Consider the following 19,567-nt stretch of genomic DNA (forward strand, 5'->3'; position numbering starts at 1 on the left):
TCCCGGAGCAGTGGCTCCGGGCCGGGTTACCCCTGAACGCCGCGCAGTTCCACCCCCTCGCGTGCGAGGGCGTCCCAGATCAGCGCATCGCGGCCGTAGACGTCGCGGCGATACCCCATGTGGCCCTTGGGCTGACCGACGGCGGTGCGGTAGATCAGGTGGACGGGCAGGGGGTTTTCAAGATCGACCTGGGTTTCGCGCCCGGTGTTCAGCCGCGCCTTGAAGAAGCCCTTGGGATCCTCCGTCTGCCAGGCCAGCAGGGCGTAGGCGAAATCGAAAGGGTCGTTCAGCCGGATGCAGCCGTGGCTGAAAGCGCGCATGTCACGGGCGAAGAGGCTCTTCGACGGCGTGTCGTGCAGGTATATGTTGTTGGCGTTCGGGAACATGAACTTCACGAGGCCAAGCGCGTTGCGCGCCGACGGCGGCTGCTTGAGGTCGAAGGGGAAGTTTCTTTCGTTGTAGGCGGCGAAGTTGACCGCGCTGCGGTCCACGACCTGACCGCGGGCATCGATCAGCTTGAGGTGGCTGTTGGAGTAGGCGTTGCGCTTGAACGAGGGCAGGTATTCCTTGACCGCGATGGAGCGCGGCACGTTCCAGGTCGGGTTGATGATCATATGCTCCATCACGTCCGAGAATTCGGGCGTGCGGTGCGTGGACTTGTTTTCCCCGATGACCGAGCGGGTTTCGAAGTAGACCTTGTCGTGGTCGATGATCTTCGCCTTGAAGTCGGTGAGGTTGACCAGAACGTGGCGCTCTCCGAGATCGCGGTTGATCCAGCGCTCCCGCTCCATTGCGACGATCACGGACTTGAGGCGATCCTCGGCAGGCGTGTTGATTTCCTTGAGCGTTGTGGCCCCGGCCACGCCATCCTCCGGCAGGCCATGGTCGGCCTGGAATTCGGCGACCGCGCGCTCCATGGCGCTGTCATAGGTCGTTTCCACTGTGCGCGGCAGGTAGCCGAGCGTCATCAGCCGGTTGCGCAGTTCGATCACCGGCTGGCCGCTGTCCCCGGGCTTGAGGGCGGAGGCGTGGACAGAGGGCCCGAAGCCGCCCTGTGGCACCAGCGTCTCGAGCCGGAGCTTTTCCCGCATCAGGCGGGCATATTCGGCGCGCTGCGGGTGCAGGGTGGCGAAGAAGGCGTCCGGGTCGTCGGAGGTGATGCCGTCGAGATAGACCGACGCGGCGCGCAGCGGGATCTCGCGAACGATGCCGGAGTCGATCTTCGACGGAGTGAGCACGCCGGTCTGCAGGTCGGCGGCAAAGTCCAGGAACATGCGCGACATCTTCACGTCGAGCAGGGCGCGGTCGCTGTCGGTGCGGGCGGCGCGCATTGCCTCGATCATCCCGGGGACGTCATAGGCGCGGCCGGGCAGGCCATGGTCGTCGGCACGCTGAAGCGCGGCGAGGAAGGCGCGGCGGCGGGTGGTGTAGACCTCTCCGGCGCCGGTCCAGACCGGTTCGAACTGGTGATCGCGGTAAAACGCGGCGAGGTCGCGGTCCGGCGCGGCGGCCTCGGCCACGGTCTGCTGGAACAGGGTGACCTGAACCGTCAACCCGTCATCCTGCGCAAGCGCGGCCCCGGACAACGCCAGGCCAAGCGCGAGGGAGGAGGACAGGAGCCGGGTGCGGATCGCCAGTTTCATGCAAAAATCCTTTGAAAACGTGTTGCTGGAAGCGTGGCGAGTTTCCGCCCGGCCTGTCCACTCACAAAAGGTTCAATCGCCAAACATCCTTTCCGGTGATGCAGTGCGGTTACGCCCGAGTCGTAAATGGAGGATTTCCAGACCATGGGCAAAATCCCGCCTAAACGGCAATTGTGGTTAAAAGGCGCGGGAAAACGGCCTTGGTCCACGGGGCGCCGTATGCGATAAACGGGATGCATCTGGGGATAAGATGCAAAACTGGCTGCGTAACATCGTGGTCCAAGGTAGCGACGGGACAGGCGCGAAACATGGCAATCGAAAGCTCGGCGAGCATCTCGCGGCGTGCACTTCTTGGTGCATTCGCGGCAACGGCGGTGGTAGCCGCCCCCACTTACTCCAAGGCGGCAGGCCTGCTGAAAAACGCGGGCGATATCAGGCGGATCAAGATGTATTCGTCCCGGACCGGCGAGCGGATCGACATGATCTACTGGGTCGAGGGACATTACATCAAGGACGCCGTCGAAGAGATCAATCACTTCATGCGCGACTGGCGCACCGACACGGCCTCCAAGATGGATCTGCGGACTGTGGATATCATGGCCGCGTCGCACAACCTGCTGGATGTCAGCGAACCCTACATGCTTCTGTCGGGTTACCGCACGCCGCAGACCAACGCGATGCTGCGGTCGCGGTCGCGCAACGTGGCGCGCAATTCGCTGCACATGAAGGGTCAGGCGGCAGACCTGCGGTTGTCCTCGCGGTCGGTGAACCAGATGGCCCGCGCTGCCTCTGCCTGCCACGCAGGCGGGGTCGGGCGCTACAGCGGATCGAACTTCGTCCACATGGACTGCGGCCCGGTGCGGACCTGGGGCGGCTGATCGCTCTGCTGCTCGGGCCCGATCCGGTTCGGACCGGTCAGGCAAAGAAAAACGCCAGCCCCGTGAGGCTGGCGTTTTTCGTTTCCGCGGTGTGTCCCGCTTATTCGGATTTGGCCGGAACCGGAGAGGGATCGATCTTGTCGAACCCGGCGGTGAACCCGGCGAGAGATATGTTCAGCGTCACCGGCTGGTCGGCGCGTTCGTAGGAGAAGATCGTCAGCGTCGCGCTGCTTCCGGCCTTGAAGGCTGAGACGTCTGCGGCCAGGAAACCGATGCGCGCGAAGCAGGCGCTGTTGTCGCAGAAGGCATAGCGATAGACCTTGCCCTGGCTGTTGCCGACCGCGATGCGCATGTCGCGGGCCAGCGCCGTGCCGAGCGGGACGATGATCGTGCCACCAGCCGCGACCTGACCGCCGGCGGGCAGCTTTTCGATGATGACCTCGGCGACCGGGTTGCCTTCCTCACCGCGCAGCAACTGGTACAGCTGGCAGGGCTCTTTAGTGCCCTCTTCCTGCTTGATGCACTGGATCTGCCAGTCGGAGACGTCTTCCTTGATGTAGGGCTGGCCGATCTGCGGACCTTCGGGCTGCCCGGTGTCGAGATCGGAGGGCGCGGCCTCGGTCGTCTGTGCAGGCGCCGTTTCCGGTGCGGGGGTGGTTTCGGCTGCGGGTGCGGTTTCGGTCGTCGTGCCACTTGTCGTGCCGGTGGTCTGGGCCATCGCGGCGCCGGTGAAGGCGGCCATGGCCAGAACGGAGATCAAGGTCTTGGTCTTGAGCATTTCGGGTCCGTGTTCTTGGTTGGAGTTGCAGGGGGCCTATCATCTTGCCCCGCCCTTGTCAGGCGAAATCCTGAGGGGGATGCCGCCATCGTGACCACCCCGGCGGGGTGTCGCCTGACACGCGAAAGGGAACCCGAAGGTTCCCTTTCTCTTTCTCCCTGTCGGACTGGCCGACTTATGTTTGACCAGACGCTAGGCGGTTTGTAACAGTCCGTCAACAGGGTTTTTCGCCTGAAAATCGCCGTGGATTCACTTGTGTAAGGGGCGCTGCGAAAGTGAACAGCGTCAATCTTCCATCCCTTGTGTACAGGATCGGACACGGAAAAGGACCGTGCCCGAAGGCACGGCCAGTCAACAGGGAGGAAGTCCGTCGCCGCAAGAGGACATGAGCGGCGACAGATTTGATACTGGCAGACAGAGGTTAAGATTGTATGGTCGCCCGCGACGAAATTTTCGGATCGGGGAACGGGCCATGGACGGACATGTCTTCATCGGGGGTGGCGGAGAGGACTATGCAGTCCAGCAGGGTCTGGCGCTGAAATACGCCAACCGGCACGGGCTGGTCGCCGGGGCGACCGGGACAGGCAAGTCGGTGACGCTGCAGATCATGGCCGAGGGCTTCTCGGCCGCCGGGGTGCCGGTCTTCCTGTCGGATGTGAAGGGCGATCTGTCGGGCCTGTCCGATGCCGGGTCCGAGACATTCAAGCTGCACGGCGCCTTCATGGAACGTGTGGATAAGATGGGCTTTTCCGACTTCCGCTACGAGAAGTTCCCGGTGCTTTTCTGGGACCTCTTCGGAGAACAGGGGCATCCCGTCCGCACCACGATCAGCGAGATGGGGCCGCTGCTGCTGTCGCGGCTCATGGAGCTGACGGAGGCGCAAGAAGGCGTGCTCAACATCGTCTTCCGCGTGGCGGACGAAGAGGGGATGGCGCTGCTCGATCTCAAGGACCTGCAGGCGCTGCTGGTCTGGGTCGGGGAGCAGCGGGACGCGCTGAGCCTGCGGTACGGCAACGTCTCACCGGCGTCGATCGGTGCGATCCAGCGGCGGCTTCTGGTGCTGGAGAACCAGGGCGGGGCGAAGCTGTTCGGGGAACCGGCGCTGGACCTGTCTGACATGATGCGCACCGATACGGACGGGCGCGGCATGATTTCGATCCTCGCCGCCGACACGCTGATGGCCTCGCCGCGGCTTTACGCGACCTTCCTGCTCTGGTTGCTGTCGGAGCTGTTCGAGACCCTGCCGGAGGTCGGCGATCCAGACAAGCCGAAGATGGTCTTCTTCTTCGACGAGGCGCATCTGCTGTTCGACGACGCCCCCAAGGCGCTGGTCGACAAGGTGGAGCAGGTGGCGCGGCTGATCCGTTCCAAGGGGGTGGGCATCTATTTCATCACGCAGAACCCGGCGGACGTGCCCGAGGATATCCTCGGCCAGCTTGGCAACCGGGTGCAGCATGCGCTCCGGGCCTTCACCGCGAAGGACCGGAAAGAGCTGAAGCTGGCGGCGGAGACCTATCGCGAGAACCCCCGCTTCAACACGGAGGACGCGATCCGCGAGGTCGGCGTGGGAGAGGCGGTGACGTCCTTCCTGCAGCCCAAGGGCGTGCCGGGGATCGTGGAGCGGACACTGATCCGGCCGCCATCCTCCAAGCTGGGGCCGGTCGATGTTTCCGTGCGGCGGGCGGTGATCGACGGCTCCCCGATCGCGGGAAAATACGAAACGCTGAAGGACCGGGAGAGCGCCTACGAGATTCTCACCCGCCGCGCGGCAGAGGCTGCGCGGGAGGCGGAGGCGGCCGAGAAGCGCGAGGCGGAGGCCGAGGCGCGGGCCGAACGCGAGGCGGAGGAAGAACGGGAATACCGGTCGGCCCGTCGTTATTCGCCGGGCGGGTCGCGCAAGACCACCAGCCGGTCCCGGCGGGAGCCGGACACGCTTGGCGGGGCGCTTGGCAAGGCGATCATCAAGGAGTTGGGCGGAACCACCGGCAAGCGGATCGTGCGCGGGATCCTCGGCGGGCTGTTCAAGGCGCGGTAAAGGATCTCCGGGCCGAGGCCCGGCCTACTTTCTGTGGCGCCGTAGATCGAGCCTCAGCCCGGCTACGCGACGCCAATACCGTTCAGGGTATGGTGCCGTCATGAACGCACCCGGCCCGATGCGGACGCGAAGCGCCCCGGGCAGCGACCGACCGCCGCCCTCTGTCGGATCAGTCCGCGCCGCGATAGGGCTTCACATATTGCATCGCCATGTCCCAGGGGAAGAAAATCCACGTGTCCTGAGAGACTTCGGTGATGAAGGTGTCCACCTGGGCGCGGCCCTTGGGCTTGGCATAGACGGTGGCGAAATGTGCCTGCGGATAAAGCTGGCGCACCATTTCAAGCGTCTTGCCGCTGTCTACTAGGTCGTCGACGATCAGGATCCCGGTGCCGTCGCCCATCATGACGGCGTCCGGCGCCTTCAGCACCTCGGCCTCTCCCTGTGCCTGATGGTGGTAGGACTTCACCGAAATCGTGTCGACCGTGCGGATGTCGAGTTCCCGCGCCACGATCATCGCCGGGGCCATGCCGCCGCGGGTGATCGCCACAACGGCCTTCCACGATCCGCCTTCGCCGGGCCCGTGCTTGTCCAGCCGCCATGCCAGCGCCCGGCTGTCGCGGTGGATCTGGTCCCAGCTGACGTGGAAGCCTTTTTCATGGGGCAGGAGGTCGGACATGGTGGCTCCTTCAGGTCAGGGCGATCTTGAGGCCGAAGAGGCCCAGGAAACTGCCGAACGCACGATCAGTCCAGGCCTTGGCGCGGACATAGGCGCGGCGCGGCTGCGGCAGCGAGAAGAGCCGCGCCACCACGATATACCACAGGGTTTCGTTGATGAAGATTGCGGTGACAAGCAGTGCGAGCGTCGCAAGCGGTGTTCCGGCGGGCACGAGACCGACGAAGACCGCACCGAAGAACACCGCCGTCTTGGGGTTGGAGGCAAAGGTCAGCAACCCGAACCGCAGGGCGCGCGCGAAAGTCATTGCCTCCTGCGTCGATGCCTCGAGGTCCAGCGGCTCTGTCGCATGCCGCCACATCTGGACCGCGATCCACATCAGGAATGCGCCGCCGACGATCTTGAGGGCGAGGAACAGGCCTGGCACCAGTTCGAACAGCAGGGCGAGCCCCGCCAGTGCCGCCACGGCCCAGAGCGCGGCGCCCAGACCAAATCCGACCGCCAGTCCGACCGCGGTACGGAACCCCCGTGTCACGGCGATCCGAAGACAGACCACAAAGCTGGGCCCCGGCGACATGGCCGCCAGCAGGTGAATCAGAATGACGGAGACGAAGGCGGCGGTCGTCATGGGCGCGGGTTCAGTCCTCTTTCCCGCCCTTGTGGATGTCGGGCGCGTCCACGGCTTTCATGCCGACGATATGATAGCCGCTGTCGACATGCAGGTTCTCACCGGTAACGCCGGACCCGAGATCGGACAGCAGGTAGAGCGCGGATTTGCCGACGTCGTCGATGGTCACGTTGCGCCGCAGCGGAGAGTTCAGTTCGTTCCATTTCAGGATGTAGCGGAAGTCGCCAATGCCGGAGGCGGCGAGCGTCTTGATCGGCCCCGCGGAGATCGCGTTGACGCGGATGCCGTCCTTGCCCAGGTCCTCGGCCAGATACTTGACCGAGGCCTCCAGCGCCGCCTTGGCGACGCCCATCACGTTGTAGTGGGGCATGACCTGTTCGGCGCCGTAATAGGTCAGGGTCAGCATGGACCCGCCCTCGGGCATCAGCTTCTCCGCCCGCTGCGCCACGGCGGTGAAGGAGTAGACCGAGACATCCATCGTCATCGCGAAGTTGCCGCGCGAGGTGTCGATGTAGCGCCCGCGCAGTTCATTCTTGTCGGAAAAGCCGATCGCATGGACGAGGAAGTCGAGCTTGCCCCACTTGGCTTCGATCTCTGCGAAGGCGGCGTCGATAGAGGCCTCGTCTGCCACGTCGCAGTCGATCATCGTGGTGACGCCAAGCTGTTCGGCCAGCGGGGCCACGCGTTTGCGGAAGGCCTCACCCATGTAGGAGAAGGCAAGCTCGGCACCGGCGTCGGCACAGGCCCTTGCAATTCCCCAGGCAATCGACTTGTCATTCGCGAGGCCCATGATGAGCCCACGCTTGCCTGCAAGCAGTTGATTTGACATCGCGCCAATCCCGCCCTCTGGTTTCCTTCAGGTTCCTTTAGGCGATAGGCTGGGCCGCATCAAGCCCGGTGCCGGTCACCGGGACAGGAAGGAGAGCCAGAGCGTGAGCGACAGAGACGGTCTTTTTGCGGGGGAGGACCCCTTTGCGATCATCCGGTCGTGGATGGCCGAGGCCGAGCAGAGCGAGCCCAATGATCCCAATGCGATAGCACTTGCCACGGTGGATGCGGACGGGATGCCGAATTCGCGGATGGTGCTCTTGAAAGAGGTCGAGGACGATGGTTTCGTGTTCTACACGAACTATGGAAGCGCCAAGGCGGAAGAAATCGGTGCGACGGGACGTGCGGCCTTCGTCATGCACTGGAAGTCGCTGAGGCGGCAGGTCCGCGTTCGGGGCATGGTCAGCCGGGAAGACGGGCCGCAGGCGGATGCCTACTACCGGTCCCGGTCGCTCAAGTCGCGGCTCGGAGCCTGGGCGTCGGAACAGTCCCGCCCGCTGTCGTCGCGCGCGGCATTGGTCGCCGAAGTGGCCAAAGTGACCGCGCGTCACGGGACCAATCCGGACCGTCCGCCGTTCTGGGGCGGATTCCGGATCGTTCCGGTAGAGATCGAGTTCTGGGCCGACGGTGCGTTCCGGCTCCACGACCGGTTCAGGTGGACCCGGACGGACCCTGCGTCAGGCTGGTCGGTGACACGTCTTAACCCCTGACCTTGTTATTGGTGAACTGTCAACTATATGGAAACGCTCGAAAATATATACAAACGGAGGGGGTGCATGTAGGCGAATTAAGCGATATGCCACACACAAGAATACACGCGGGAAAAAAATGGAATCCTTGAATAACGAGACCCGCAGGACTGAAGGCGTAGTGAAATGGTTTGATCCGGGCCGCGGGTTCGGGTTTGTGGTTTCCGAGGAAGGTGGGCCCGATATCCTGTTGCACGCCAACGTATTACGTAATTTCGGCCAGAGTTCCGTCGCCGATGGAACCCGTGTCACCATCCTGGTGCAGGATACGCAGCGCGGTGTTCAGGCCGTCGAGGTGCTTGGCATCGAATCGATTGCCGGACATGAAGCTCCGGGGCTTGAGGACTTCAAGGCCCTGACACCGGAACAACTGCGTGCCGCGCCTTTGCGGCCGGCGCGGGTAAAATGGTTTAACAAAGACAAAGGTTTCGGTTTTGCCAATGTCTTCGGACATGGTGAAGACGTCTTCGTGCATATCGAGGTGCTGCGCGCCTCGGGCCTGTCGGACCTGCAGCCGGGCGAAGCGATCGCCATGCGGGTGATCGACGGCAAGCGCGGTCAGATGGCCGCCGAGGTCAGCACCTGGGAGGCCGCCCTGAAGGCGGTGTCGTCGGGAAAGGGATGAGACGGGTCAAGTGTCTGGCGCTGACATTTGGCCTGGGACTTCTGGCGCAGACGGCCGCTGCCTGCGATCCCGCGCAGGTCGAACTTCGTGGTGACTGGGGACAGGCGCGGTTCCGGGTGGAAATTGCCGACGATGCGGCAGAGCGGGCGCAGGGCCTGATGTACCGCGACAGCATGCCCAAGGGCGCGGGGATGCTGTTCATCTACGAAAGGCCGCAGGTGGCGGTGGCCTTCTGGATGAAGAACACCCTGATCCCGCTGGACATCATCTATCTCGATGAAACAGGCACCGTTCGGCACATCGCGCATGAGGCGAAGCCGAAGGACGAGACACCGCTGCCCGGTGGCAGCGGCATCCAGTACGTGCTGGAAATCAACGGCGGGCTGGCCCGCTCGCTTGGCATCGCCGAAGGCACGGAACTGCGGCACCCCGGCATCGGACCTGACGCTGCCTGGCCCTGCGGGGCGTAGGGACCGCATTCTCCCTTTTCAAGCGGGGTCGCGCGGGGTAGAGACGCCCCACGGTCCGGGGCGTAGCGCAGTCTGGTAGCGCACCTGTTTTGGGTACAGGGGGTCGTGAGTTCGAATCTCGCCGCCCCGACCACCTTTCCCACGATAGATGACCCGACCGATAGCCCGGCCAACGACCTGTCAGGATTGTTTCCAGCGACGCATCAGTCCAAACCCGGCAAAGGACGCGATCAGCATCACGCCGGTTGCGGGCAGCGGCACGGCCGAGGTCGGTCCGACGCCGGTCAGCCACATCTGGTCTGTGGCGAAGGTGCCGTCATCGAAATAGGCGGTAACCTCGAACATGTTTCCGTTCTCGCCGAGGATCGTGTCGCGCAGGGTGAATTCGCCGAACAGACCGACATTGTCGATGCGGTAGGTGCCGTTCGGATCCGTGACCATGACGTAGTCCACTCCGACGAGGTTGCCGTTCAGGCCTTGGAAGAAGGGCAGGAGGCCGGTGATGTCCGACCCGATGTCGATGAACTTGCCGTCGAAGATATTGGCCACCTCGAGAAGCGTGGCCCGGGCCCCGTAATAGAGCGGACCGATACCCACCGTGTTGACGGAGACACTGTTGTTGCGCAGACCGCTCGGAGCAAAGCCGTACCGCCAGTTTCCACCGACACTCGGTTGTCCGTCCGAGATGAACAGAACCTGCTGGTTCGCGGATGCCTCTGGCTGGCCCCACCAATAGGGGCTGGTCTGGACATTGTAATAGGACAACTGGATCGCGCGTTCGTAGTTCGTCTGGTCATCGGGCTGAATTGCAGGAAGGCTCGTCTGCAGGTCCGCCTTGTGTTCCGGCGTGAGCTTCTTGGACAGGGACACATACTCCGCGAAGGAGTTGAACTCCACGACGCCGACGGACGCGGTTTCGGGCAGATCGTCAAGAAGCGCGCTCACGGCTTCCACGGCGAGCTCGTACCGGGTCTTTCCGGTATTGGGGACAGGCTCGTCCATGGAGCGGGAAGTGTCGATGGTGATGGTCAGGTTAAGGTTGCCAAGCGCCTTCTGGCCGATACCCGCGCGGGCTGTCGGTGCCACCGTGCTGCCCACAAGGTAGTGGGAGCCGGGCGGCGGGGTCTGGAAGGCCACGTTTCCGACCTCGGGCTCGGGCGGCGTGCTGGTCGGCGGCGTCTCGGAGGGAACACCGTCATCGCTGTCACCGATCCAGTTGCAGTGGCCGGAATACTCGTACTCAACGATCACGCCGTTTTCACAGGTCAGCGCAAGGGCGGGGGATGCTGTCAGGCCGCCTGCAACGAGAATGGCAGCGGTCAGGGCGCGGGAAGAGGTCATGCAAGGCTCCGGATATATGTCAGTCGTTCAATGCCCGGGATCGTGCAACATCGCGGCTCCCGCAGCATCCCCCCTGAGCAGGGGGGAGATGCGCAAGCCGCGGGCGATTCTCCGCTGGTGGCCCCACGGGTAGAGGATACGCGGCCGGAGCGACTAGATTTAGTGGTGGGTCCGAAAATCGGTGACCAAATGTTAACCAAATTTCTGTGGATGACCGTCTTGCGCCGGGCTTCCGGCCGACCGATGCGTCGGTGCAACAGCGGGGTGCGCATGCCGAGATCGGGAGATTTTGCAGCGATTATGGGCGCTTCCGTGAGGGCAGAATCAACCGGCGGACGCAAACCCGCGTCAACTTTTATTTTCCGGAGGAGGGGCGGATTTCCAGTTGACCCTATGCCGGTTTTTACCGCAGATTGTGGGGGCCGGTTGGATCACACACCACATGTAGATGGCGCAACCGGCAAGGGACAGAGACAAACCAGGCCAACAATCTGGCACATGGCGCAACCCTGACGGGCGGCGACTGGCACTCCCTTGCTGCGTGGTCCGCCGGCACGAACCTCACCCCTCCGGGGGACTGCGACAAGCTAAAAAGCGATCAGGGGCTGTTTCTGAAATGAAGATCGAGCGCAAGTTCACGAAAGCCGGACAGGATGCCTATGCGGGCGTCGAATTCGTCACCACCTCTTCCGAAATCCGCAATCCGGACGGCACCGTCGTCTTCAAGCTGGACGACTGCGATGTCCCGGCAAGCTGGAGCCAGGTGGCCAGCGATGTGATCGCACAGAAATACTTCCGCAAGGCGGGCGTGCCCGTGGCCCTCAAGAAGGTCCGCGAAAAGGACGTGCCTGAATTCCTCTGGCGCTCCGTTGCCGACGGTGATGTCGAGACCACAGGCGAGACCTCCGCTCGCCAGGTCTTCGACCGTCTGGCCGGCGCCTGGGCCTACTGGGGCTGGAAGGGCGGCTATTTCTCCACCGAGGAGGACGCTCGCGCCTATTACGACGAGATGCGTTACATGCTGGCCACTCAGCGGGCAGCGCCGAACTCGCCCCAGTGGTTCAATACCGGCCTGCACTGGGCCTATGGCATCGATGGTCCGTCGCAGGGCCACTACTATGTCGATCACGTCACCGGAAAGCTGACCAAGTCCAAGTCCGCCTACGAACACCCGCAGCCCCACGCCTGCTTCATCCAGTCCGTCGGTGACGATCTGGTCGGTGACGGCGGCATCATGGACCTGTGGGTGCGCGAGGCGCGGCTGTTCAAGTACGGCTCCGGCACCGGCACCAACTTCTCTTCCCTTCGTGCGGCAAACGAACCGCTGTCGGGCGGCGGCAAGTCTTCGGGCCTCATGGGCTTCCTCAAGATTGGTGACCGGGCGGCTGGCGCGATCAAGTCGGGCGGCACCACCCGCCGTGCGGCCAAGATGGTCATCGTCGATGCGGATCACCCGGATATCGAGGAATACATCAACTGGAAGGTGAAGGAGGAGCAGAAGGTCGCCTCCATCGTCGCCGGATCCAAGATGCACGAGCGGTGCCTGAACGCCATCTTCAAGGCGATCCGTACCTGGGACGGCACCGAGGAAGGTGCCTATGATCCGAACGAGAACGACGCGCTGAAAACGGCCGTGCGCGAAGCGAAGAAGTCCGCCATTCCCGAGACTTACATCAAGCGGGTGCTGGACTACGCGAAGCAGGGTTATGCGTCGATCGAATTCCCGACCTATGACACCGACTGGGACTCCGAAGCCTATGCATCGGTTTCCGGCCAGAACTCCAACAACTCCGTCCGTGTGACCGATGCCTTCCTGAAGGCCGTCGAGGATGACGCCGACTGGGAACTGATCCGCCGCACCGACGGCAAGGTCGCCAAGACCATCAAGGCACGCGACCTGTGGGAAACCATTGGCCACGCTGCCTGGGCCTGTGCCGATCCGGGCATCCAGTACCACGACACCGTCAACGCCTGGCACACCTGCCCGGAAGACGGCGCGATTCGCGGGTCCAATCCGTGCTCCGAATACATGTTCCTGGACGACACGGCCTGCAACCTCGCTTCCATGAACCTGCTGACCTTCCTCAAGGACGGCAAGTTCCAGGCCGAGGACTACGTGCACGCCACTCGACTCTGGACCGTGACGCTCGAAATCTCTGTCACCATGGCGCAGTTCCCGTCGAAGGAGATCGCACAGCTCTCCTACGATTTCAGAACGCTTGGTCTGGGCTATGCCAACATCGGCGGCCTGCTGATGAACATGGGCTTCGGCTACGACTCCGACGAGGGCCGGGCGCTGACCGGCGCGCTGACCGCGATCATGACCGGCGTGGCCTATGCGACCTCGGCCGAGATGGCGGGCGAACTCGGTGCCTTCTCGGGCTATGAACGCAACGCGAAGCACATGCTGCGTGTAATCCGCAACCACCGTGCGGCGGCCTATGCCAATGGCAAGTACGAAGACCTGCCGATCAAGCCGGTTGCGCTGGATCACGCGAATTGCCCCGACCAAAGCCTTGTGGCGCTTGCCAAAGCGTCCTGGGACGAGGCGCTGCGCCTTGGCGAGAAACATGGCTACCGCAACGCGCAGGCCACCGTCATCGCGCCGACCGGAACGATCGGTCTGGTCATGGACTGCGACACGACCGGGATCGAGCCGGACTTCGCCCTGGTGAAGTTCAAGAAGCTGGCTGGTGGCGGTTACTTCAAGATCATCAACCGCTCCGTTCCCGCCGCGCTGGAAAAGCTCGGCTACGGGTCCGCGCAGATCGAGGAGATCATCTCCTACGCGGTTGGCCACGGCTCCATCGGCAATGCGCCGGGGATCAACCACACCTCGCTGATCGGGCACGGCTTCGGGGAGCGGGAACTGGACAAGGTCGATGCCGCGCTGGCCTCTGCCTTCGACATCCGTTTCGTGTTCAACCAGTGGACCCTGGGTGAGGACTTCTGCAAGAAGACCCTCGGCATCCCGGCGGAGAAACTCTCCGACCCGTCCTTCGACCTGCTGCGTCACCTCGGCTACACCCGCAAGGAGATCGAGGCCGCCAACGACCACGTCTGCGGGACCATGACGCTGGAAGGCGCGCCTTTCCTCAAGGAAGAGCACCTGACTGTCTTCGACTGCGCCAATCCCTGCGGTAAGAAGGGCAAGCGCTTCCTGTCGACCGACAGCCACATCACCATGATGGCGGCGGCGCAGTCCTTCATCTCCGGCGCGATCTCCAAGACGATCAACATGCCGAACAACGCGACGATCGAGGACTGCCAGAAGGCCTACGAACTGTCCTGGTCGCTCGGGATCAAGGCGAACGCCCTCTACCGTGACGGATCGAAGCTGTCGCAGCCGCTGGCGTCGGCGCTGGTCGAGGACGACGACGATGCGATGGAGGTGCTGGAAAGCGGCTCCACCCACGAAAAGGCCGCCGTTCTGGCCGAGAAGATCGTCGAGAAGATCGTCATCAAGGAGGTCGCGCGTGCGGGCCGCGAGAAGCTTCCGGAGCGTCGCAAGGGCTACACCCAGAAGGCGATGGTCGGCGGCCACAAGGTCTACCTGCGCACCGGCGAATACAAGGACGGCACGCTTGGCGAGATCTTCATCGACATGCACAAGGAAGGTGCCGGTTTCCGCGCGATGATGAACAACTTCGCCATCGCGGTGTCGGTCGGCCTCCAGTACGGGGTGCCGCTGGAGGAGTTCGTTGACGCCTTCACCTTCACCAAGTTCGAACCCGCCGGCATGGTGCAGGGCAACGACTCGATCAAGAACGCAACGTCCATTCTGGATTACATCTTCCGGGAACTGGCGGTGTCCTACCTCGACCGGACGGACCTGGCGCATGTGAAGCCCTCGGGTGAAACCTTCGACAGCATCGGTCAGGGCGCAGCCAAGGAAGGCGTGTCCAACGTCGAGGAGATCAGTGAAACTGCGGCCTCCAAGTCTCTGGAAGTGCTGAAGCAAATCTCCTCCACCGGCTACCTCCGCAAGCGGCTTCCCCAGGAACTGGTCGTTCTGCAAGGCGGGATGATGTCCGGAGCGATGACCGGGACGGATCCCGTGACTGCGCTGCAGACGCTGGTGCCGGTGACGGCGACAGCGACCATCGAAAGCTCCACCTCGATCTCGTCGGGCACGGTGTCGATGGATGCACGGACGAAGGCAAAGATGCAGGGCTACGAAGGCGAAAGCTGCGGCGACTGCGGCAACTTCACCCTGGTGCGTAATGGGACCTGCATGAAGTGTAATACATGCGGCGCTACGAGCGGTTGTAGCTGAGGTCTTAGGAGCCGGAAAATGGTTAGCAAGGGTATCGTCGTCAAAGGTGCTATCAATACCACTATCGAAGATTGTCATGTCGAAGGCTATGACGTTGCTTACGAAATCGAAGATTCCGTTGAAACGCGGATGGCTCGTAACGTCGCGATAAGTAAGGAGGAAATCGTACTTCAGCGCCTCAAGGGTATGGATTTGCGGTTTTCGGGGTTTACCTTGGATCACATCGAGGAGGCGAAATCGAAAATTCGACGGAATGGACGAAAAGGATTCTCTGACTCTTTCATTGGACGTGTCGCAGCGGGTGCGCTCGGAGGCAGCGCCGCCTCGGTAATTGGCCCAATGATTGTGTCGTTGCTTTGACATACGGAATTGCGCGGCGGGTGGTTCGTCCGCCGCGCATAGTGGACCGGGCCGCAGGCAGAAATTCTCGGGCGGTAACTACGACTGAGCCCGGTTCACGATCACTCAGGGGCCTCTTCGGAGGCCCCTTTTTTCGTGATCAGATGAGGGCCTCGATCAGGAAGGGGCCTTCGGTCTTCATTGCGCGGGCGAAGAGGTCGGCAAAGCCCTCGGCCGTATCGGCGCGCGCGGCCTCGACGCCCATGCTTTCGGCCAGCTTGACGAAATCGATGGCCGGATCGTCGAGGTTCAGCATGCGCGACGCGTTCAGCCCCGGTTCACCGGCGCCGACGCCCTTCAGCTCTCCGAGCAGGATCTGGTACTTGCGGTTGGCAAAGATCACCACGCAGACGTCCAGCTTTTCCCGCGCCATGGTCCAAAGCGCCTGGTTGGTGTACATGGCGGACCCGTCCGCCTGCAGGTTCACCACCTTGCGCCCCGGACAGGCGATGGCCGCGCCGGTGGCCAGGGGCAGGCCGCCGCCGATGGCGCCGCCGGTGACCTGCAGCCAGTCATGCGCCGCGGATCCGGCAGTGAAGCGGAAGAAGTCGCGTCCCGTGGTGACCGCCTCGTCGCAGACGATGGCGTCTTCGGGCAGGTGGCGGCCGATGGCCACGGCCAGAGACTGGGCGTTCAACGCCCCGGTCGCGGGGTCGGGCAGGGCGGCAGCGACGGGTTTCGCCGTGCCGGCGCCGACCTCGGAGGCCAGTGCGTCCAGCGCGGCGGGCAGGTCATCGGACGGGTCGGCCAGCACGAAGGTCTCGCAGCCCTCGGGTACCGGAGAGGACGGCTTGCCAGGGTAGCCGAAGAAGATCACCGGCCACTTGGCCCCGACCAGCACGATCTGCTCGAACCCCTTGAGCGCGGCAATGGCCTGATCCACCGGATAGGGCACGCGGTCGACGGCCACCCGGCCCGCCCCCCGTTCCATCCGTCCGTTTGACTGCTGCGCCTTGAGCGTTGCGCCAGTTGCGTCGGCAATGCCCTGCGCCGTCGCCAGGGCTCCGGCCCTGAGCGCGGTGCCGGACATGACGATCACGGTCTTCTTGCCGTTCTTCAGGGCTTTCGCAACGGCGGACACCCGATCCGGATCGGGCAGGGCGGGCGCGCGCAGCTGCGCCTTCGCGGGCGCAACCTGCGGGGCGGCGCCCCAGGCGTGGTCGGCGGGCAGGATCAGGGTCGTCACCGCGCCCGGCGCGCGGGAGGCGGCGGCGATGGCTTCTGCCGTGGCCGGGCTCACGTCCGCTGCCGATCCGATGCGCCGGACAAAGCCCGACATGGGACGCGCGAGGCTTTCGATGTCCGAGGTCAACGGCGCGTCATAGGGCAGGTGATAGCTGGCGTGATCGCCGACGACGTTGACCATCGGGGTATGGGCACGCCGGGCGTTGTGCATGTTGGCCAGGGCGTTCGCCAGTCCGGGACCGGTGTGCAGCAGGGTGGCCGCCGGCTTTCCGGCCATGCGTGCATAGCCGTCGGCAGCCCCGGTCACGACCCCTTCGAACAGGCCGAGCACGCAGCGCATCTGCTGCTTGCGGTCGAGCGCGGCGACAAAGTGCATTTCCGACGTGCCGGGGTTGGCGAAGCAGACGTCCACGTCATTTGCCAGCAGCGTGTCGCAAAGCGCATCCGCGCCGGTCTCTCCGGGTTTTCCCGCCTGACTCGTCATGTGATCCTCCCTCATTCAATCGGGCGGAGTGTTCCGTCCGCGCGCGGAAAGGTCCAGACCGGAAATGCACGGGCCTTCTTTGGTTTTGGGAAACATCCTCGGGGGGAATTGGCCGTCAGGCCAAGGGGGGCAGACAGCCCCCCGCGCCGTGGGTCACGGAATGATCCGCGTGTACTTCACGCCTTCCAGCGTCGCGCCGATGCGCGCCCCGGCCTGGGCGAAGACATAGGCGACGATCGGGGACAGGCCCGCGTTGGTGTCGACATTCACATTGGCGCCCTCGTGGGCGAAGGCATACTCGATGCCGGCGCCGGCGGCCCATCCGTCCTGGCGGCGGAAGCGTTCCAGCGCCTCTTCCGTCATGAAGAACAGAACATGCGCATATTGCTGCGCGCCGATCTGCAGCCCGACGTTGGCCGACGCGGCAGAGTAGTAGTCCACCGTCACTCCGTCGATCCGCAGCGCGCCGCGTCCGTAGGAACCGCCAAGTCCCAGCCCGGCCTCGGTGATGACGGGCATCACGAGGGTCGCGACCGACTTGGCGGCGACGGTGCGGCTTTCGGGGAACTGCTGGAACAGGAATCCAAGCGTCGCGTCGACCCGTCCGTCGATCTTCTGGGCGTTGTTGTTGCCGACGCCGTTGCCGCAGGCGGCGGTGAGGAAAAGGGTGGCAAGGGCGGACAGCGCCAGCTTGCGACGGGTCAATGCGGTCATGGGAGTCGCCTGTCTTGATACGTTTGTTCTGTGACTATCTGAAGCGCGGGTGCGCCGGTTGCTCGATCCGGCCCGTTCGGGCCACCGGTTGATCCGGTTTGGGGCAAGTATAGGCCTAACAACCGGCGGAGTCACCACCTGTTGCGGTCTTGGCAAGGGCCTGCCGATCACACGCAGGTCAAAACCCTGTCATGCTCCGAGCGCGCGCGCCATTTCCGGCGCGAAATAGGTCAGGATCCCGTCGCAACCGGCGCGCTTTAAGCAGAGCAGGCTTTCGGCCATCGCGCGCTCTCCGTCGATCCAGCCGTTCTGCACGGCGGCCCTGATCATCGCGTATTCGCCGGACACCTGATAGGCGAAGGTCGGCACCTCCAGTTCCCGTTTCACCCGGGAGCAGATGTCGAGATAGGGCATGCCGGGTTTGACCATGACCCAGTCCGCGCCTTCGGTAATGTCGCGGGTGACCAGTCGCAGGGCCTCGTCCGAATTGGCGGCGTTCATCTGGTAGGTCTTCTTGTCGCCCTTCAGCGCCCCGGTCGCGCCGACCGCGTCACGGAACGGCCCGTAGAAGGCAGAGGCGTATTTCGCCGCGTAGGACAGGATCAGGACGTTGTGGTGCCCCCCGGCTTCGAGCGCGTTGCGCATCGCGGCGATCCGGCCGTCCATCATGTCCGAAGGGCCGATGATGTCCGCCCCGGCCTCTGCCTGGCTCAGCGTCTGCTTTACCAGCGCCTCGATGGTTTCGTCGTTGCGAATCTCTCCGTCCACGACAAAGCCGTCGTGTCCGTCGATATTGTAGGGGTCGAGCGCCACGTCGGTCATGATCGCCAGGTCCGGCCGCACAGCCTTGATCGCGCGGATGGCCCGGTTGGTCAGGTTCTCCGGGTTCCAGGCTTCTGCGCAGTCCTTCGTACGCTTCTCCATGGGCGTGTAGGGAAACAGGCAGATCGCCGGGATACCAAGGTCCGCCGCCTCCTTCGCCGCCTCAGTCACGCGGTCCACAGAGCGGCGGAGCACGCCGGGCATGGAGGCGACGGGGTCTTCCACGCCTTCGCCCTCTGTCAGGAAGACCGGCCAGATCAGGTCGTTCACCGACACCTCGTTCTCCGCCATCAGGGCGCGGATCGCCGGAGATTTCCGGGCACGGCGGAAGCGTGCGGCGGGGAAAGGGGCGGTGAGCTTCGACATCGGGGCTTCCTGTCTTGATCCGGCGGCAAAGGGGTGGCATGGAATGGGTCGCATAACAAGTGGGCCACCCCCGTCAAAGTGCCGCGCCCGACGCGCGGCCGGGACCCGGGCCTCGGGCCAGGGGCGAGGGACAGGAGCCGCGGTTTGGATCTCAGGCAGACCATTTTCGAAGTCATCGACATGCGCAGCTTCTCGAACCTCTGGTTCTGGATCGCGCTCGCGGTGATGTGGTCGACGGCCAGCCACTGGGTTCTTGGCGTGCCCTGGGACCTGATCACCCGCGCCCGGCGCAAGGGTGGCCCTGCGGAACGTGACGTGGCGCTGCTGGTGCAGGTCTATGTGAACCGCATCCTGCATGTGGCCGAGGTGTCGGGACTGGTGATGACGGTGCTGATCTGCTTCGTGCTGACGGCGCTGGCGATCCTGGGATTCGCCTACGGGGTGGAGTTTGCGCAGGCGATGTTCCTGCTGGCCTTTCCGATGACGGTGGTGTGGATCCTCTCCCTGCGCTCGGCCCGCATCATACGGCGGGACGAACCGGAGGGCGCGGCGCTGTACCGGCGGCTGCAGATGCACCGGATGACCGTGCAGCTGGTCGGCGTGGCCTCGATCTTCGTGACGACGATGTGGGGCATGTTCCAGAATTTCTCAATCGGCGTCCTGGGAGGCTGAC

At 63.8% G+C, this 19,567-nt stretch carries 17 protein-coding genes and 1 tRNA gene; 9 read left to right on the forward strand and 9 right to left on the reverse strand.

Annotated features, from left to right (window positions below):
* Positions 1-26: 26 nt before the first annotated feature.
* Entirely contained in the window at positions 27-1,643 is a 1,617-nt protein-coding gene (locus IEV87_RS05015; protein WP_188476563.1) for a L,D-transpeptidase family protein, read from the reverse strand.
* Between the two features lie 308 nt (positions 1,644-1,951).
* Between IEV87_RS05015 and IEV87_RS05020 the strand changes: the two genes are divergently transcribed.
* The gene (locus tag IEV87_RS05020; RefSeq protein WP_188476564.1) at positions 1,952-2,521 is read left to right on the forward strand and encodes a YcbK family protein; all 570 of its coding nucleotides are present in this window, start codon (positions 1,952-1,954) and stop codon (positions 2,519-2,521) included.
* Positions 2,522-2,621: 100 nt separating this feature from the next.
* Here the strand turns inward: IEV87_RS05020 and IEV87_RS05025 are convergent, their stop codons facing one another.
* Positions 2,622-3,299 (reverse strand): invasion associated locus B family protein, encoded by a 678-nt coding sequence (locus tag IEV87_RS05025; RefSeq protein WP_188476565.1) that lies wholly within the window; start codon positions 3,297-3,299, stop codon positions 2,622-2,624.
* Between the two features lie 472 nt (positions 3,300-3,771).
* Between IEV87_RS05025 and IEV87_RS05030 the strand changes: the two genes are divergently transcribed.
* Entirely contained in the window at positions 3,772-5,334 is a 1,563-nt protein-coding gene (locus IEV87_RS05030; protein ID WP_188476566.1) for a helicase HerA-like domain-containing protein, read from the forward strand.
* 169 nt (positions 5,335-5,503) lie between these two features.
* Here IEV87_RS05030 and gpt read toward each other — a convergent pair whose 3' ends face one another.
* From gpt to fabI, 3 genes are read right to left on the reverse strand one after another with little or no spacing between them, the layout of a single operon-like run.
* Positions 5,504-6,010: a xanthine phosphoribosyltransferase gene (gpt, locus tag IEV87_RS05035; RefSeq protein ID WP_188476567.1), complete on the reverse strand. Its 507-nt coding sequence runs from the start codon at positions 6,008-6,010 to the stop codon at positions 5,504-5,506.
* A gap of 10 nt (positions 6,011-6,020) precedes the next feature.
* Positions 6,021-6,635: a LysE family translocator gene (locus IEV87_RS05040; protein WP_188476568.1), complete on the reverse strand. Its 615-nt coding sequence runs from the start codon at positions 6,633-6,635 to the stop codon at positions 6,021-6,023.
* A gap of 10 nt (positions 6,636-6,645) precedes the next feature.
* Positions 6,646-7,464: an enoyl-ACP reductase FabI gene (gene fabI, locus IEV87_RS05045; RefSeq protein WP_188476569.1), complete on the reverse strand. Its 819-nt coding sequence runs from the start codon at positions 7,462-7,464 to the stop codon at positions 6,646-6,648.
* A 103-nt stretch (positions 7,465-7,567) separates the two neighbouring features.
* On the opposite strand from fabI, the gene pdxH reads away from it, so the two are divergent.
* From pdxH to IEV87_RS05065, 4 genes are all read left to right on the forward strand, one after another.
* A complete protein-coding gene (gene pdxH, locus IEV87_RS05050) occupies positions 7,568-8,173 on the forward strand; it encodes a pyridoxamine 5'-phosphate oxidase (protein WP_188476570.1) in 606 nt (201 codons plus the stop codon).
* Between the two features lie 118 nt (positions 8,174-8,291).
* Positions 8,292-8,837 (forward strand): cold-shock protein, encoded by a 546-nt coding sequence (locus IEV87_RS22955; protein WP_188476571.1) that lies wholly within the window; start codon positions 8,292-8,294, stop codon positions 8,835-8,837.
* Positions 8,834-9,307, forward strand: coding sequence for a DUF192 domain-containing protein (locus IEV87_RS05060; protein WP_188476572.1), 474 nt, complete (start codon positions 8,834-8,836; stop codon positions 9,305-9,307). The genes IEV87_RS22955 and IEV87_RS05060 overlap by 4 nt, the downstream gene beginning before the upstream one ends.
* A 56-nt stretch (positions 9,308-9,363) precedes the next feature.
* Positions 9,364-9,440 (forward strand) — tRNA-Pro (locus tag IEV87_RS05065).
* 47 nt (positions 9,441-9,487) lie between these two features.
* Here the strand turns inward: IEV87_RS05065 and IEV87_RS05070 are convergent.
* Positions 9,488-10,648, reverse strand: coding sequence for a VWA domain-containing protein (locus IEV87_RS05070; RefSeq protein ID WP_188476573.1), 1,161 nt, complete (start codon positions 10,646-10,648; stop codon positions 9,488-9,490).
* Positions 10,649-11,264: 616 nt separating this feature from the next.
* Between IEV87_RS05070 and IEV87_RS05075 the strand changes: the two genes are divergently transcribed.
* Positions 11,265-14,924, forward strand: a complete 3,660-nt coding sequence (locus IEV87_RS05075) for a vitamin B12-dependent ribonucleotide reductase (RefSeq protein ID WP_188476574.1) — start codon at positions 11,265-11,267, stop codon at positions 14,922-14,924.
* Between the two features lie 18 nt (positions 14,925-14,942).
* On the forward strand, positions 14,943-15,284 hold the full coding sequence (locus IEV87_RS05080) for a hypothetical protein (RefSeq protein ID WP_188476575.1): 342 nt from the start codon (positions 14,943-14,945) through the stop codon (positions 15,282-15,284).
* 139 nt (positions 15,285-15,423) lie between these two features.
* On the opposite strand, the gene IEV87_RS05085 is transcribed toward IEV87_RS05080, so the two are convergent.
* The 3 genes from IEV87_RS05085 to hemB form a co-directional block, all read right to left on the reverse strand.
* Positions 15,424-16,992, reverse strand: a complete 1,569-nt coding sequence (locus IEV87_RS05085) for an acetolactate synthase large subunit (RefSeq protein WP_188476576.1) — start codon at positions 16,990-16,992, stop codon at positions 15,424-15,426.
* Between the two features lie 153 nt (positions 16,993-17,145).
* The gene (locus IEV87_RS05090) at positions 17,146-17,706 is read right to left on the reverse strand and encodes a lipid-binding SYLF domain-containing protein (protein ID WP_188476577.1); all 561 of its coding nucleotides are present in this window, start codon (positions 17,704-17,706) and stop codon (positions 17,146-17,148) included.
* A 189-nt stretch (positions 17,707-17,895) separates the two neighbouring features.
* A complete protein-coding gene (hemB, locus tag IEV87_RS05095; RefSeq protein ID WP_188476578.1) occupies positions 17,896-18,894 on the reverse strand; it encodes a porphobilinogen synthase in 999 nt (332 codons plus the stop codon).
* A gap of 144 nt (positions 18,895-19,038) precedes the next feature.
* Here hemB and IEV87_RS05100 point away from each other — a divergent pair, with 144 nt between their 5' ends.
* Positions 19,039-19,566: a component of SufBCD complex gene (locus tag IEV87_RS05100; RefSeq protein WP_188476579.1), complete on the forward strand. Its 528-nt coding sequence runs from the start codon at positions 19,039-19,041 to the stop codon at positions 19,564-19,566.
* Position 19,567: the final 1 nt, after the last annotated feature.

This window comes from Primorskyibacter flagellatus, assembly GCF_014638275.1.
GTDB classification, from domain to species: domain Bacteria; phylum Pseudomonadota; class Alphaproteobacteria; order Rhodobacterales; family Rhodobacteraceae; genus Pseudooceanicola; species Pseudooceanicola flagellatus_A.

Bases quoted from the DNA above. Each gene is read 5' to 3' on its own strand.
- IEV87_RS05085 (WP_188476576.1), bottom strand. From the start codon at position 16,992: ATGACGAGTCAGGCGGGAAAACCCGGAGAGACCGGCGCGGATGCGCTT.
- fabI (WP_188476569.1), bottom strand. From the start codon at position 7,464: ATGTCAAATCAACTGCTTGCAGGCAAGCGTGGGCTCATCATGGGCCTC.
- hemB (WP_188476578.1), bottom strand. From the start codon at position 18,894: ATGTCGAAGCTCACCGCCCCTTTCCCCGCCGCACGCTTCCGCCGTGCC.
- IEV87_RS05080 (WP_188476575.1), top strand. From the start codon at position 14,943: ATGGTTAGCAAGGGTATCGTCGTCAAAGGTGCTATCAATACCACTATC.
- IEV87_RS05075 (WP_188476574.1), top strand. From the start codon at position 11,265: ATGAAGATCGAGCGCAAGTTCACGAAAGCCGGACAGGATGCCTATGCG.
- IEV87_RS05090 (WP_188476577.1), bottom strand. From the start codon at position 17,706: ATGACCGCATTGACCCGTCGCAAGCTGGCGCTGTCCGCCCTTGCCACC.
- IEV87_RS05070 (WP_188476573.1), bottom strand. From the start codon at position 10,648: ATGACCTCTTCCCGCGCCCTGACCGCTGCCATTCTCGTTGCAGGCGGC.
- gpt (WP_188476567.1), bottom strand. From the start codon at position 6,010: ATGTCCGACCTCCTGCCCCATGAAAAAGGCTTCCACGTCAGCTGGGAC.
- IEV87_RS05060 (WP_188476572.1), top strand. From the start codon at position 8,834: ATGAGACGGGTCAAGTGTCTGGCGCTGACATTTGGCCTGGGACTTCTG.
- IEV87_RS05015 (WP_188476563.1), bottom strand. From the start codon at position 1,643: ATGAAACTGGCGATCCGCACCCGGCTCCTGTCCTCCTCCCTCGCGCTT.
- IEV87_RS05030 (WP_188476566.1), top strand. From the start codon at position 3,772: ATGGACGGACATGTCTTCATCGGGGGTGGCGGAGAGGACTATGCAGTC.
- IEV87_RS05020 (WP_188476564.1), top strand. From the start codon at position 1,952: ATGGCAATCGAAAGCTCGGCGAGCATCTCGCGGCGTGCACTTCTTGGT.
- IEV87_RS22955 (WP_188476571.1), top strand. From the start codon at position 8,292: ATGGAATCCTTGAATAACGAGACCCGCAGGACTGAAGGCGTAGTGAAA.
- IEV87_RS05040 (WP_188476568.1), bottom strand. From the start codon at position 6,635: ATGACGACCGCCGCCTTCGTCTCCGTCATTCTGATTCACCTGCTGGCG.
- IEV87_RS05025 (WP_188476565.1), bottom strand. From the start codon at position 3,299: ATGCTCAAGACCAAGACCTTGATCTCCGTTCTGGCCATGGCCGCCTTC.